This is a genomic window from Paraclostridium sp., from assembly GCF_051657365.1.
Taxonomy (GTDB): Bacteria; Bacillota; Clostridia; order Peptostreptococcales; family Peptostreptococcaceae; genus Paraclostridium.
The window spans coordinates 1-13,549 of record NZ_JBOFKN010000151.1 but is presented as its reverse complement, the minus strand read 5'-3'; the positions used below and the strand labels follow the sequence as shown (position 1 = coordinate 13,549).

Annotated in this window: 15 protein-coding genes; 13 read left to right on the top strand and 2 right to left on the bottom strand. The window is 27.2% G+C overall.

Features of this window, described 5'->3' with window-relative positions; all coding sequences use genetic code 11:
* Positions 1 to 473: potassium channel family protein (locus tag ACRCYC_RS10725; RefSeq protein WP_438619129.1), on the top strand; the 473-nt coding region annotated here is incomplete at its 5' end.
* 20 nt (positions 474 to 493) lie between these two features.
* On the opposite strand, the gene ACRCYC_RS10720 is transcribed toward ACRCYC_RS10725, so the two are convergent.
* Positions 494 to 1,783, bottom strand: a complete 1,290-nt coding sequence (locus ACRCYC_RS10720; protein ID WP_438619128.1) for an HdeD family acid-resistance protein — start codon at positions 1,781 to 1,783, stop codon at positions 494 to 496.
* Positions 1,784 to 1,959: 176 nt separating this feature from the next.
* On the opposite strand from ACRCYC_RS10720, the gene ACRCYC_RS10715 reads away from it, so the two are divergent.
* The 7 genes from ACRCYC_RS10715 (at position 1,960) to ACRCYC_RS10685 (ending at position 7,624) form a co-directional block, all read left to right on the top strand.
* Positions 1,960 to 2,262 carry a DUF898 family protein gene (locus tag ACRCYC_RS10715; RefSeq protein ID WP_438619127.1) on the top strand — a complete coding sequence of 101 codons (303 nt, stop codon included), beginning with the start codon at positions 1,960 to 1,962 and terminating at the stop codon, positions 2,260 to 2,262.
* Positions 2,263 to 2,419: 157 nt separating this feature from the next.
* Entirely contained in the window at positions 2,420 to 3,502 is a 1,083-nt protein-coding gene (locus ACRCYC_RS10710) for an efflux RND transporter periplasmic adaptor subunit (RefSeq protein WP_438619126.1), read from the top strand.
* Position 3,503: 1 nt separating this feature from the next.
* Positions 3,504 to 4,184, top strand: coding sequence for an ABC transporter ATP-binding protein (locus ACRCYC_RS10705; protein ID WP_438619125.1), 681 nt, complete (start codon positions 3,504 to 3,506; stop codon positions 4,182 to 4,184).
* A 2-nt stretch (positions 4,185 to 4,186) separates the two neighbouring features.
* A complete protein-coding gene (locus ACRCYC_RS10700) occupies positions 4,187 to 5,422 on the top strand; it encodes an ABC transporter permease (RefSeq protein ID WP_438619124.1) in 1,236 nt (411 codons plus the stop codon).
* Positions 5,423 to 5,689: 267 nt separating this feature from the next.
* The gene (locus ACRCYC_RS10695) at positions 5,690 to 5,875 is read left to right on the top strand and encodes a hypothetical protein (RefSeq protein ID WP_438619123.1); all 186 of its coding nucleotides are present in this window, start codon (positions 5,690 to 5,692) and stop codon (positions 5,873 to 5,875) included.
* Positions 5,876 to 5,911: 36 nt separating this feature from the next.
* The gene (locus ACRCYC_RS10690; RefSeq protein WP_438619122.1) at positions 5,912 to 6,604 is read left to right on the top strand and encodes an iron-sulfur cluster assembly scaffold protein; all 693 of its coding nucleotides are present in this window, start codon (positions 5,912 to 5,914) and stop codon (positions 6,602 to 6,604) included.
* A gap of 21 nt (positions 6,605 to 6,625) precedes the next feature.
* A complete protein-coding gene (locus ACRCYC_RS10685; protein ID WP_438619121.1) occupies positions 6,626 to 7,624 on the top strand; it encodes a GGGtGRT protein in 999 nt (332 codons plus the stop codon).
* A 191-nt stretch (positions 7,625 to 7,815) separates the two neighbouring features.
* On the opposite strand, the gene rbr is transcribed toward ACRCYC_RS10685, so the two are convergent.
* Complete coding sequence (gene rbr, locus ACRCYC_RS10680) at positions 7,816 to 8,409, bottom strand: rubrerythrin (protein WP_438619120.1); 594 nt, start codon at positions 8,407 to 8,409, stop codon at positions 7,816 to 7,818.
* A 139-nt stretch (positions 8,410 to 8,548) separates the two neighbouring features.
* Here rbr and ACRCYC_RS10675 point away from each other — a divergent pair, with 139 nt between their 5' ends.
* The 5 genes from ACRCYC_RS10675 to ACRCYC_RS10655 all read left to right on the top strand — a co-directional run bounded on the left by ACRCYC_RS10675 (position 8,549) and on the right by ACRCYC_RS10655 (position 13,364).
* Positions 8,549 to 8,965 (top strand): hypothetical protein, encoded by a 417-nt coding sequence (locus ACRCYC_RS10675; protein ID WP_438619119.1) that lies wholly within the window; start codon positions 8,549 to 8,551, stop codon positions 8,963 to 8,965.
* Positions 8,966 to 9,475: 510 nt separating this feature from the next.
* Positions 9,476 to 10,687 (top strand): nitrogenase component 1, encoded by a 1,212-nt coding sequence (locus tag ACRCYC_RS10670; RefSeq protein ID WP_438619118.1) that lies wholly within the window; start codon positions 9,476 to 9,478, stop codon positions 10,685 to 10,687.
* A gap of 243 nt (positions 10,688 to 10,930) precedes the next feature.
* A complete protein-coding gene (locus ACRCYC_RS10665) occupies positions 10,931 to 11,476 on the top strand; it encodes a hypothetical protein (RefSeq protein ID WP_438619117.1) in 546 nt (181 codons plus the stop codon).
* A 183-nt stretch (positions 11,477 to 11,659) separates the two neighbouring features.
* The gene (locus tag ACRCYC_RS10660) at positions 11,660 to 12,481 is read left to right on the top strand and encodes an N-acetylmuramoyl-L-alanine amidase (RefSeq protein WP_438619116.1); all 822 of its coding nucleotides are present in this window, start codon (positions 11,660 to 11,662) and stop codon (positions 12,479 to 12,481) included.
* 166 nt (positions 12,482 to 12,647) lie between these two features.
* A complete protein-coding gene (locus ACRCYC_RS10655; protein ID WP_438619115.1) occupies positions 12,648 to 13,364 on the top strand; it encodes a YhfC family intramembrane metalloprotease in 717 nt (238 codons plus the stop codon).
* Positions 13,365 to 13,549 lie beyond the last annotated feature (185 nt).

Here is a 13,549-nt window from a genome sequence, read left to right as displayed (position 1 = left end):
ATTTCATGTTAAGTACTTACTTGACTATATTGATAATGTTTCCAAAAGAATTTACTAGCAATATAGTTTTAGGGTTAATAGGTATGGTTGTATGTTACTATTTAAATATAAAAACATTAATAACTATAATTGCAAATCCTCACAATGTTAGATCTATAAAAAATGAAAAAAATGGATATTCGAGAATTATAATTGCCTCAATTCTAATTTTAATAATGTTAATAATAAATTTATATTTAATTGTATGCTTAGTAAATGGATTAGAGATAGGAGCATTTGCTAATGCAAAAGACAATTTTGATTTATTTTATTATACTGTAATAACATTTACAACTATTGGATATGGAGATATAATTCCAATTACTATACTAGCAAAAATAACATCTATGCTAATATCTATAACTAGTGTAGTTTGTTTAAGTGTATTTTTAAGTAGTATATTATCATATAAAGATGAATTATCTAAAGATTAGATAATTCATCTTTTTTTTATTTATACTGAATCTTTTCTATAAACTTTCTTTTTTATAACAATAGTATTTTTTCTTTTAAACAAACCATCTAAATAATTATAATAAGTTCCAGGAGTAATTATACCATTTACAGCGATTAGATCTAAGCCAGCTGAACCAACTATAGTATCTGCTAATCTAACACAGTTAGAAGTTAAAGTGAAATATGTTTTAAAATATCCTTGTTTAAATTTATAAAAAGTACACTTTGTAGCCAAATACATTAAATTTGTTTCATCTGTATATCTTTTATTAGGATTATTTTGTATATCACACTTCCATTCAAAACAATTTGATTTCATTTTCTCTATTGTGGTTTTTATAGCTTTATGCTGAGCAGTATTTAGTGCTAAAGTAAAACCTATTAAAGACCTATTACATTGAGTAGTTAAAAATTCTATGTATTTACTGGTATCTGCTTCTACCAATACTCCATCACTTATAAGTGTAAATAATCTGTTAGAACTACTATCATAAGTTCCATAAGAATATGTTATATTTTCAAAAGATATATCTATATGACCAAATCCATTTGCACAATTTGGAGCTAAATGAATAAATATATCTACGGTAGAATAAGCAATGTCTTTTATATCAGAGTCTTTTTTTTCAACAAAAATATTTTTATTTGGATTTATTTTTATAGATTCATTTATTTTTTCAAGCAAATGCTGAGGTATAAAAGCTGCATACAATATAGGCAATCCGATTCTTATTTTTCTTTTGAATTTATCTGGAAGTATATCCTCATAAGAAATTTCTTTTAGAAAATCAGCAAATAAAGTAAATGAATATAAAATTATGTATATACCAGCTATTTTAGCTACGATATACATATACTCTTGAGGATGAAATATTAAAATTATACTAAATATTAAGGATAAAAAACTAACAATAATACCCCTAATCCAACCTTTTACTTTATTTTTAAAAAGTACAGTAGCGGCAATAAATCTTGCTATAAAATTTAAAAAAGCATAAATACCAATTATCCTAACTATGGATATTCCTAAAAATATAGGATTAAAGTTTATAAATATAGCAAAAATCATATAAAATATACCTACAATTATTTTACTTAATAACCTATGGTTTTTATTAAAAACATAGGTTAAGATAGATGAAATTCCTAGAACTATAAATATAATAGAAATTATATCTAGTGTTATGTTTGCTATAAATTTAAATTGGAATAAAACGACTAGACCTAAAATAAATGATGCAAATGCTGAAAATAATATAGTAAAGGGTGATATGGTTTTTATAGTCATATAAAAAGCTCCTTTGATGTAATATGATAAAACAAATTATAACATTAAAATAAAAATAAATACAAATTTATAAAAATATATTTAAGGTTTATTTAAGAAAAATTTAAACTTCAGTTTATAGACTGTAATTCTAATCAAATATAGAATATTAATATAGACATGAAGGAGGCAGAAATATGGAATCTACATTTGAAGGAAACTTACTAGGACTGATAGGAGTTAGTATATTAGCAGGGTTAATAAGCTTTTGCACATTAGGTATAGCTACACCCTGGGCGATGTGCATGAAATATAGATGGGAAATAGATAATACTATTGTAGAAGGAAGAAGATTAAAGTTTGTTGGAAATGGAACAGAACTATTTTTAAAGTATATTAAGTGGTGGATACTCACTGTAATAACTTTAGGAATATATGGATTTTGGCTATATATAAACTTAATAAAATGGAGAGTTGAAAATACTGAATTTGAAAATTAATGAGGATTGTTATATCCTCATTAATTTATTTTTGAAATTAAAAAGTTAAAGTTAAAATGTTGTAACTAATTTTGATGATCATTTCATGACAACGTATGCAAAGATAATGTATAATTAACTTATAAAAGACAAAATAAGGTAATTTGGGGGGATTTTTTTGAAAAAACGTATAAAATTAAGCAAAAAACAAGCTATTATTAGCGGGATGGTAATAATAGCTATTTTTATAGGAGGTTTTGTTGTTATAAAGAAAAACCAAAGCAATGCTAATGAGGAGGAAGCTATGGGGGCGACTCCGGAAATATACACTGTACCGGGAAAAGAAAAAATATTTGTAAATGGAAAAGTTGTTCCAGATAAGTATGAAGATTTTTATGTAGATTCAGAGAAGGGGCAATTAGATAGTATAAAAGTAGAAGATGGTCAAAATGTTGAAAAAGGAAATACACTGTTTACTTGTAAAAATGAAACAGCTATAGCAGAAATAGAAGATTTAAAAGAACAAATAAAAACTAAAGAAAATGAAAAGAAAAATGCACAAGAAGACGAAGTTAAAAAAACTATAGATACAGAGATTGCAACATTAAACAAACAAATCAAGAAACTTGAGGGTAGCGCATATCAAACAGTATATGCACCATTTAGTGGAAAAGTATATATAAATGAACAAAGAGCAAATGCAGAACAATCACCGGCACTTATGACATTAGAAACAGCAGAGTTTTATATAAAAGGACAAGCTAGTGAACAAGATTTATCAAAGATAAATATAGACCAAGAAGTAGAAGTGTTAGTATATTCAACAAAAGAAAAGCTTAAAGGTAAAATTTCATCAATAGGTGAAAGGCCATCAACAGACCAAAATGGATCGGAAATGATGGGTAATCAAAATTTATCGTACTATGATGTGAAAATAAGTTTTGTAGAAAATCAAGATTTAACAAAAATTAAAAATGGATTCCATGTTCAAAATACTATAGAAGCATCTAATAATAAAATAAAAGTACCATATACTGCACTAATGCAAGAAAATGAAAAAAGATTTGTATATAAAGTAATAGACGGAATTATATATAAACAAGAAGTAAAAGCTGAAGAAGTTACAGATGAATTTGCAATAATAGTTGAAGGTGTAGGCGAAAATGATGAAATAATTAGATATGCAGACAATGAAACTATAAAAGAAGGGGAAAGTATTTATCCTGCAGAAGAAACTGAAATTGAAGGCGAGGTAAAATAATTTGGGGAAAGTAATACAACTTAAAGGTATTCAAAAACATTACAAAGTAGGTAAAGATAAATTGCATGTTTTAAAATCTATAAATTTAACTATAAATCAAGGTGAATTTGTAATGATAATGGGGAAATCGGGAAGTGGAAAAACTACTCTTTTAAATATATTAGGATTCTTAGACAAGTTTGATGAAGGAGAGTACTTATTTCATGATAAAAATGTTACAAATTTAAATGAAAATAGACGTTCAGAATTTAGAAATACGAATATAGGTTTTGTATTTCAGCAGTTTAATTTAGTGGATACGTTAAATATATATAAAAATGTTGAATTACCAATGGTATATAACGGTAAATATTCAAAAATAGAAAAAAGATATAGAATAGAAAAAAACTTAGAAACGGTAGGTTTGTTAGAGAAAGCTAAACAAAAACCACTACAATTATCAGGTGGGCAGCAACAGCGTGTTGCTATAGCTCGTGCTTTAGTAAATGATCCTCAAATTATATTTGCAGATGAACCAACTGGGGCACTAGATAGTGAAACTGGAATTGAAATAATGGAACTTTTAAAAAATCTAAATAAACAGGGTAAAACTATAATAATGGTTACACATGATGTAGATTTAACTGAATATGCTACGAAGCTTATAAAATTAAAAGATGGCATTATAGTAGAGGAGGTATAGCTATGAATTTGATAAAAAATGCTTTAGCTAATTTAAAAGCACATAAGTTACGTGTTTTTGTAACTTTAATATGGATAATCATAGGTATAACCTCTGTAATAGTAGTAACTTCTATTGGGGCAGGACTTGAAGTTAAAATGGCAGAATCTACAGATAAAGTTAGCAAGAAAAAAACTACTATAAGATTTGAACCTACTAATTATAGTATGATGGATTTTTCTGTATTTTTACAGCCATTTACAAGACAAGATATAGAATCTATATCTTTTATGGAAGGTGTACAAATGGTTGGACCAACTAGTGATGAACATGAAATGAGTGGATCTTATGGATATGAAGCATTTGTGGATAAAAAAACTACGTATATAGATTTAACTGCATATAAAGATGATAAAAAACCAGAGATTATGTATGGTAGAGATTTTACTTATGATGATGATGAGCGAAAAGTTGTATTAATAACTATGCAAAATGCAACAGATTTATATGAAAATCCTGAAAATGCTATAGGGAATGGAATAAGTATTGATAGTGATATGTATGAAGTAGTTGGAGTTTTAGCAGATGCTCAACCAGAGAGTCCAAATCAAATGAATATGATGTATGGTATGGGAGATATGGGTTATCAAACTGCATTAATGCCTAAAAAGGTATTTGATAAATTAGTTAATAAGTACAACTATACAAATAATGAAATACAAAGTATAGATATACTAGCATCCCCAGGATATGATGTATATGAAGTTGCGAATAATATAAGTATGAAGTTGCAAGAGTTACATCCAGATTTAGATGGAACTTATATGACAGAAGAAATGGATAGTACATATATGGAACTTGAAAATATGACTTCGAGCATAGATAAATTTGTAAATATTATTACACTTGTATCTTTATTTGTAGGAGGTATAGGGGTTATGAATATAATGTATATGTCTGTAGTTGAAAGACAAAAAGAAATAGGTATAAGAAGAGCTATAGGTGCAAAACCAAGAAATATAATGCTCCAATTTTTAATAGAAGCAACATTTATAACTATAATAGGTGGTATATTAGGAATGATTGTAGGAATTATAGCAGTTAAATACATATCAACTATGCTACCATTTAAAGCTATACTGTCAGTAAAAGGTTTTATATATGCATCAGCAACATCAATATTAACTGGAATAATATTTGGATTAATTCCAGCTTTTAAAGCATCTAGATTAGATCCTATAAAGGCTATCCAAAAATAAATTATTAGGAATAGAAAAGTCTCAGTTTATTGATTGAGGCTTTATTTTTGTAAAATTAGATGAGAAAATAAATATTAATTTTACTTTTAACTAAAATGAAAATTAATTTAATATTTTAAAAATACGAAAAAATAGAAATATTATATATTATAAATCTATCATTGATTTAATTTTAACATAGGAATATAATAATGACATAATAAATTTTCCTATATTTAACTTTTAATATTTGTCATGTTGGTAATCCTAATTATGAGGTGATTTAACATGAAGGAAAACAATATCAAAAGAAATATTAAAAGTGAGAGTTTAGAAGAGAAAAAACAAAGAATAACTTCTATTGTAAACTCAATATTAAACGAAAGTACAAGCAAATCTGATCCAGATGGACACTATACAGGATGTCCAAAAGGAAAAGCAATTAAGCCAATACAAGATGTTGATGATTTATAGGAAATTAAAAAATTACACCTAGGAAGGAGCTTTCTTATGATTTACACAACAGAAATCACAAACATGTGTAAAATAAACAAAGGCCCTAATCATGGACCAGCACCAATACCGGAAGAAGGTAAATGGGTAAAAGCAACACAAATAACAGATATATCAGGATTAACGCATGGTGTAGGTTGGTGTGCGCCTCAACAAGGAGCATGTAAACTTACATTAAATGTAAAGGATGGAATAATACAAGAGGCTTTAGTTGAAACAATAGGATGCTCAGGAATGACTCATTCAGCTGCAATGGCATCTGAAATACTTCCTGGAAAAACTATACTTGAAGCATTAAACACTGACTTAGTATGTGATGCTATAAACACTGCTATGAGAGAATTATTCTTACAAATAGTATATGGTAGAACTCAAACTGCATTCTCAGAAGGTGGATTACCAGTAGGAGCTGGACTTGAAGACTTAGGAAAAGGACTTAGAAGCCAAGTTGGTACTATGTATGGAAGTTTGGAAAAAGGACCAAGATACTTAGAAATGGCAGAAGGATATATAACTAAGGTAGCTTTAGATGAAGATAATGAAATAATAGGATATGAATATGTTCACCTTGGAAAAATGATGGAAATGGTGGCTAAGGGTATGGAAGCTAATGAAGCACTAGAAAAAGCTAAATCTACATATGGTAGATTTGACGAAGGTGTTAAAGTTATAGACCCAAGACATGAATAATAAAAAGGAAGGTGAACAGTGATGGCTTTATTTGAAAGTTATGAAAGAAGAATAAATCAAATAACTCCTGTACTTGAAAAATACGGATTTAACTCTATAGAAGAGTGCAGAGAACTATGCAATTCAAAAGGATTTGATCCTTATCAAATAGTTAAAGATACACAAAATATAGCTTTTGAAAATGCTTGTTGGGCATATACTTTAGGAGCAGCAATAGCTATAAAAAAAGATTGTAAAAAAGCATCAGACGCAGCTGAAGCTATAGGAGAAGGATTACAAGCGTTTTGTATTCCAGGTTCTGTTGCAGATGATAGAAAAGTAGGACTAGGTCATGGTAACTTAGGTGGAATGCTTTTAAGAGATGAAACTAAGTGTTTCGCGTTCCTAGCAGGACATGAGTCTTTTGCAGCTGCAGAAGGTGCTATAAAAATAGCTGAAAAAGCTAATAAAGTTAGAAAAGAAGATTTAAGAGTTATATTAAATGGATTAGGAAAAGATGCTGCTTATATAATATCTAGAATAAACGGTTTTACATATGTTCAAACTGAGTTTGATTATTATACTGGAGAATTAAAAGTAGTTAGAGAAAAAGCTTTCTCTAAAGGTGATAGAAGTAAAGTTAAATGTTATGGATGTGATGATGTTAGAGAAGGTGTTGCAATAATGCACCACGAGGGAGTAGATGTTTCTATAACAGGAAACTCAACTAATCCTACTAGATTCCAACATCCAGTAGCAGGTACTTATAAAAAAGAATGTTATCAACAAGATAAAAAATATTTCTCTGTAGCTTCTGGTGGAGGTACAGGAAGAACTCTTCATCCTGATAATATGGGTTCAGGTCCTGCTTCTTATGGTATGACTGATACTATGGGAAGAATGCACTCTGATGCTCAGTTTGCTGGTTCTTCTTCTGTTCCAGCTCATGTTGAGATGATGGGACTTATAGGAATGGGTAACAATCCTATGGTTGGGGCTACAGTTGCAATAGCTGTTGCTGTTGAGGAGAGTTTTAAGTAGGTTTATTTAGGCCGCGATGGTGTTGATAGTTGTTTCTTTCACACGACAAACTGCGTTTGTAAGTGTTTCGTCAACAACTATCAACACCACTTCGCTAAAGCTAAAATAAACTTTATTTTGTGTAGAGAATATAGAAAAAAGGTGATAATTGAGTTTACTCAATTATCACCTTTTTATTTTTATAGATTATATTAACTTTCAAATGGAGAGTCAGAATATAGGATGAAGTATCCTTGTGGATATTGACATACTGGACATGCTTTTGGAGCGTCTTTTGATGTATGTACGTGTCCACAGTTTAGACATATCCATTTTTCTTCATTAGTGCTTGAAAATAATGTATTTGATTCCATTTTGGTTGCAAATCTACCAAATCTATCTCCGTGAACTTTTTCTATTTCAGAAATTTTTTCAAAGCTATTAGCTACAGCTATAAAACCTTCTTCTTTTGCTACCTTTCCAAATTCTTTATAAATTTTATCCCATTCCTCATATTCATGTTCTTGAGATGTTTTTAGTGTTTTTACTAAATCATCATATATATCTACCGGATATGCAGTATCTATATTAATAGCGTTTCCTGACAATTCTTTTAAGTGCTTGTAAAATACCCAAGCATGAGCTTTTTCTTGGTCTGCAGTATAATCGAATACTTGGTGTATTACTTCTAGTTTTTGAGCTTTAGCAAGAGATGATCCGAATGTATATCTATTTCTAGCTTGACTTTCTCCTGCAAAAGCTCTCATTAAGTTGATTTTAGTTTGACTATCTTTTAATAAATTCATAAGTTTCCTCCATAAAAAATTATTATTAATAGTATTTACCAAATACGAAAGGATATGTAATAGAAAATATCTATAGTGAGAAAGTAATATTTATAAATGTAAAATGAATTGATATAATAAAAGCAAAGGGGGTATTATTTTGGAACTAACTTCAAGTGAATATAAATTAGATGAACAGAAATTAAAAGTAATACATGAATATAGGCTATATTTAAATTCTAGTTTTAATTGGGAATATAGACATCCAAAAAATAAATATCAGCCTGTTGAATATTTTTCACAAAGATTTGCTTTTAAGCATTCAGCACTTGCCATGATTTTTCAAATACATAAACTTTGTTTTGCTAAGATAAAGTATTTTGAAAATAATTTGAATGATTTTACACCATACTCATATTCCTTTAAAGATGGATTTAAAGAGTGTGAAATGTATAAAGTCCAGTTTTTATATCATAAATATAGCAAATATATGATAGGTATCTCTGATTTACAAAACATAAAAGACATAGAGGAATTTAAAATTTTTTGTAAGCATTTAGATAGCTTTAAGAGTTGACTTAGCTTATTAAAATCATCGGTGATGATGAAAAAATTAAATATATTTAATTAATATTAAAGGGAGTAGCTAACTCTCTTTTTTTATTAAAACTTTTAATTTTAATAAAAAATGATTGTTAAAATATTAATAAAAAAATAATTATAAAATAGTGGTAGAAAAAACAATGAATTGGGTATAAATTAAAATAAAACTTAAAGGTAAAAAGCTTATATATGGAAATATTCCAATTATTGCTTTTAAAACTGTAGAAACTTAAATGATTTAGTTACGATAGATAATTGTTAAAGTAAAATTATAAAAAAGGCAAACCATTTAATGTAAATTTACTCTAAAAAGAATATGTCCCATATGTAAGCAAAGAGCTATTAAATAGCTTTATTCAAACAAGTATATACAAATATAACATCTTAAGTATAAATATGAAAACTTAGAAATAGGAATAGATATTTTAATATTTATATAAGGTTGAATTGTTTGAAATTAACAACAATATGGGAGGTAAAATATATGGAGGCTTATAAATATTTTTCAGCATCCAAAGGTAAAATGGGTATATTAAGAATATTAACTTCTATAAAAGATGCTTATGTTATCGAGTTTGGGCCAACTTGTATTACTAACTATGAGGTATGTAGTACAATGAGTTTGACAGATGAGAATAAATCAAAAGTAGATTATATAAACATAGAAAATAGTGATATTGTTTCTAAAAGATGTAATAAGCTTGAACAAGCTATAATAGAATTAGATAATGGTAAAAGACCTAAATATCTATTTATAGTTGAATCATGCAAATCTTGTATAATAGGAGAAGATATATTAAATATATGTGCCAATTTAAAGGAAAAAGTACATTCAAAATTATTATTTATAAATGCAAGTAATTTAAATTATGATTATAATAAAGCAATAGAAATAGCATTAGAATTAGCATCACAAGAAATTGTAAAACCTAATGAGAAAAATATAAATAAGTACAATATAATGGGATTTAGCGTGGATAAATATAATTATTTTTCAGATGTAGAAGAGTTACAAAGAATAATGAGTGAGTTATTTAACAAAGATGTTAATTCAATTTTTACTATAAATTCAGATTTAGATCAGATAAAAAATGCAGCAAATGCATCGTTAAATATAGTTGCTAGAAAAGAAGCATTAAAAGCTGCTCAATATATGAAAGAAGAATATGGAATACCATATGTTTATAAAAATTTATATGGGTTTAAAAATATTATAAAATTTGTAGAAACAGTTAAACAAATAGATGGATATGAATTAGATGAAGACAAATATAATAAAGAAATAAATTTTGTAAAAAAACACGTATTTGAAATAAAACGAAAATTTTATTTTTATGAAGAGAGTAAAGATTGTGCAGTTTTTGGCGATTTTGACACGGTATCAGGTATTAGTGATATGCTGAAAGAACTAGGGTTTAACGTGGATAGAAAAGAAGTACTTTATAAAACTAACTGCATTGATGAAGAAATGTTAGGAGATAATTCTGAGTTAGATAGAATTAATTATTTAAATAATAAGGAGTTGTTAATACTTTTAGGAGATGGACCTATAATTGAAACAAATCATAATTCTAAGGTAGATTTACAAATTAGCAATTTGAATTCTTGTAAAGTGAAAAACTATTCAACTATTCCGTATATAGGATTTAGAGGTTGTGTTTATATTATAGATGAAATATTGAAGGTTAAATGTTAAAAAAATAAAAATAGGAGTCTTTTGACTCCTATTTTTATTAATATGTACTAATATGAATTATAGTAATATACTTTGTATTTAGATTTATAGAATAAAATCCACTTGTACTTAAGCACTATTTTGAAAAAAATAAGGATGGAAATAAAAAAAATAAGTTAAATAGTCAACAAATATCAGAATGAATCATAATATAAATTACAGAGGATAAAAGCTCTGAAAATAAATGAAAGGGTGTTTTTTTATATGAGTTGTAAAAATAGTGGATGGAATAACTGTGGATGTTCAGATAATAAAAAGTGGGAAAATGTATGTTATTATAAATGTAAAGATAATGGATGTGGATCTAAAAAGTGTAAAAAAGAAATAGAAGAAACTAAAGGACTTATAGATGATGGTAGAGATAAGAATAATGATTTAGGTAAAGACTTAAAAGATGCATTAGATAATCAAAAATATGCTAAAGATGCAGTAAAAGGAATAGAAGATAATATAGATAACTTAGCTAAAAACTTAGAAGATATTCAAAAAGCTTTATTAAATGCAGCTAAAGACTTAGCTGATATGAGTAAAGACATAGAAGCTGTTATTCCAGCTCAACAAGCTGCTATAGATGATATAAAAGCTGCTAAGGACAAGCAAAAAGATTTAAAAGGAATATTTGATGATATAGATAATTCATTTGAAGATACAATTAAATGTTTAACAGAAAAAGCTGGACATCCAATATTAATACCTTGGGATGATGAATGTGATAAACCATGTAAGCATGACTGTGAATGTGACTGCTAATAATTAAAAATTAATACCTTGTGTGTATCTGTAAAGATACACACTTTTTTTATAAATATAAATATAAATGTGAAGTTAAATGATAAAATACCGAATAAATATAATTAGAGTTGAAAAATGTAGAAAAAACTGTATAATTAATTTGTGATAAAAATTACATAAAAGTTAAAAAGGAGGAATATTTTGAAAATTAAAACTATTAAAAAGAGTGTAGCAGCAATGATATTGTCTTCAGTTTTTGTATCTAGCTTATCAATAGCTCACGCTGATGGGTATAAGGTATTTATAGATGCAGGACATGGTGGAAAAGATAATGGGTCATCATATAATGATAGGATAGAAGATAAAATAAACCTTCAAATAGCTAGTAGGGTTGAAGAAAAGCTTAAAAAGCTTGGTATAGATGTAGAGGTAAGTAGAAATAATGATTCATATGTATCTTTATCTCAAAGAACAACAAAGTCTAATTTGTCAGATTCAGATATGTTTGTATCAATACATCAAAATGCAGCCGATGATATTACTGCAAATGGGGTAGAAACATATTATTATAATGAATCAGATAAAGATTTTGCAAATAAGATACAAAAAAACTTGTTACAAAGCACTAGCAGTAATGATAGAGGTGTAAGGAAAGGAAACTTACAAGTTTTAAGAGATAATGAAAAACCAGCAGTACTTGTAGAGTGTGGATTTATATCTAGTAGTACAGAAGGATCTAAACTAAATACTCAAGAGTATCAAGAAAAAATAGCTGATGGAATAGTTGCAGGTGTTAGAGAAAATTTAGGAGTAAAAAACAGTTCAAATATTAAATCTAATAAGAATGTAGCCATTGCGTTAGAAGATAATGTTAATGTTAGAAGTGGAAGAGGTAATACATTTAATACTATAGGAAATTTATCAAAAGGTCAAAAAGTAGAAGTTATAGATACCAAGTTTGGTTGGCACAGAATAAAATTTAATGATAAATGTGGATACGTATCTAGTGTATATGTAAAATAGTCGATAGCAGTGTCTCAAATTGGTTTTAGAAAATCACTTTGAGGCACTTTTTTAATAAATAGTTAGATAATTAAATTAAATTTGTATTTATTGTGTAAAATAATTATTGATATTGTAAATACTTAAGGTTATAATTTAAAAAAATACCAATATAGAGGTGAATCAAATGAGCATGCTAACAAAGTTGGCTTTAATATTAAGTGCAAGTATATGTTTTTTTATTCCATTAGGAAGTCTAGCTTATTTTGTAGCTAAAGATAAAAGATTAATAAAAAGTTTTTTGATAGGAATGATTATATTTTTTATAACCCAAGTAGTTATTAGGATACCTATTATAAATTTAATTTTACCTAATATGGATTGGTATTTAAATATGTCTTCAAATCCTTGGATGTATTCTATATTTTTAGCATTAACAGCTGGATTAGTAGAAGAAATAGGAAGATATGTGGCTTTTAAATATCTATTGAAAAATAATAGAACTTATAGAGATGGTATAGCATGTGGATTAGGACATGGTGGAATAGAAGCTATATTAATTACTGGAATTTCATGTGTTACTGTGCTTATTGGAAGTTTAATAGGAAATGATATATTTATGAATATTTCTCCGTTAGAAGCTTTTGCAGCTGGATTTGAAAGATTATGTGCGATGGTTATACAAATAGGGTTATCTATGATAGTTCTTTATGGAGTTAGACAAAAGAGTATAAAATATTTATTTTTAGCTATATTTGTACATACATTAATTAACCTGCCACTTATAATGTTATTAAAGTGGGGAATTGTAGCAGTGGAAATTTATGTATTTATATGGGCGATTATTTTAGGAATATTTACTGTATATTCTAAAAAAATATATAATAATCAAAAATTAAATTGAAATAAATTTTATTTAAACTGAATCTTCTTTGTTAAGGACATTAGAATATAAAAAAAGCTGATTTCTATATTGAATAGGAGTCAGCTTTTTTTATTCTAATTATATCTATGATTAATTTTAGCTTTAATATGTTCACTAAATGATTCGTATATAAAAGTATCTCTATAGCTACATTTTTAGACATA

Excerpts from the sequence above, each read along its gene's own strand:
- ACRCYC_RS10715 (WP_438619127.1), top strand. The coding sequence starts at position 1,960 with ATGGAATCTACATTTGAAGGAAACTTACTAGGACTGATAGGAGTTAGT.
- ACRCYC_RS10695 (WP_438619123.1), top strand. The coding sequence starts at position 5,690 with ATGAAGGAAAACAATATCAAAAGAAATATTAAAAGTGAGAGTTTAGAA.
- ACRCYC_RS10720 (WP_438619128.1), bottom strand. The coding sequence starts at position 1,783 with ATGACTATAAAAACCATATCACCCTTTACTATATTATTTTCAGCATTT.
- ACRCYC_RS10690 (WP_438619122.1), top strand. The coding sequence starts at position 5,912 with ATGATTTACACAACAGAAATCACAAACATGTGTAAAATAAACAAAGGC.
- ACRCYC_RS10665 (WP_438619117.1), top strand. The coding sequence starts at position 10,931 with ATGAGTTGTAAAAATAGTGGATGGAATAACTGTGGATGTTCAGATAAT.
- ACRCYC_RS10670 (WP_438619118.1), top strand. The coding sequence starts at position 9,476 with ATGGAGGCTTATAAATATTTTTCAGCATCCAAAGGTAAAATGGGTATA.
- rbr (WP_438619120.1), bottom strand. The coding sequence starts at position 8,409 with ATGAATTTATTAAAAGATAGTCAAACTAAAATCAACTTAATGAGAGCT.
- ACRCYC_RS10685 (WP_438619121.1), top strand. The coding sequence starts at position 6,626 with ATGGCTTTATTTGAAAGTTATGAAAGAAGAATAAATCAAATAACTCCT.
- ACRCYC_RS10655 (WP_438619115.1), top strand. The coding sequence starts at position 12,648 with ATGAGCATGCTAACAAAGTTGGCTTTAATATTAAGTGCAAGTATATGT.
- ACRCYC_RS10700 (WP_438619124.1), top strand. The coding sequence starts at position 4,187 with ATGAATTTGATAAAAAATGCTTTAGCTAATTTAAAAGCACATAAGTTA.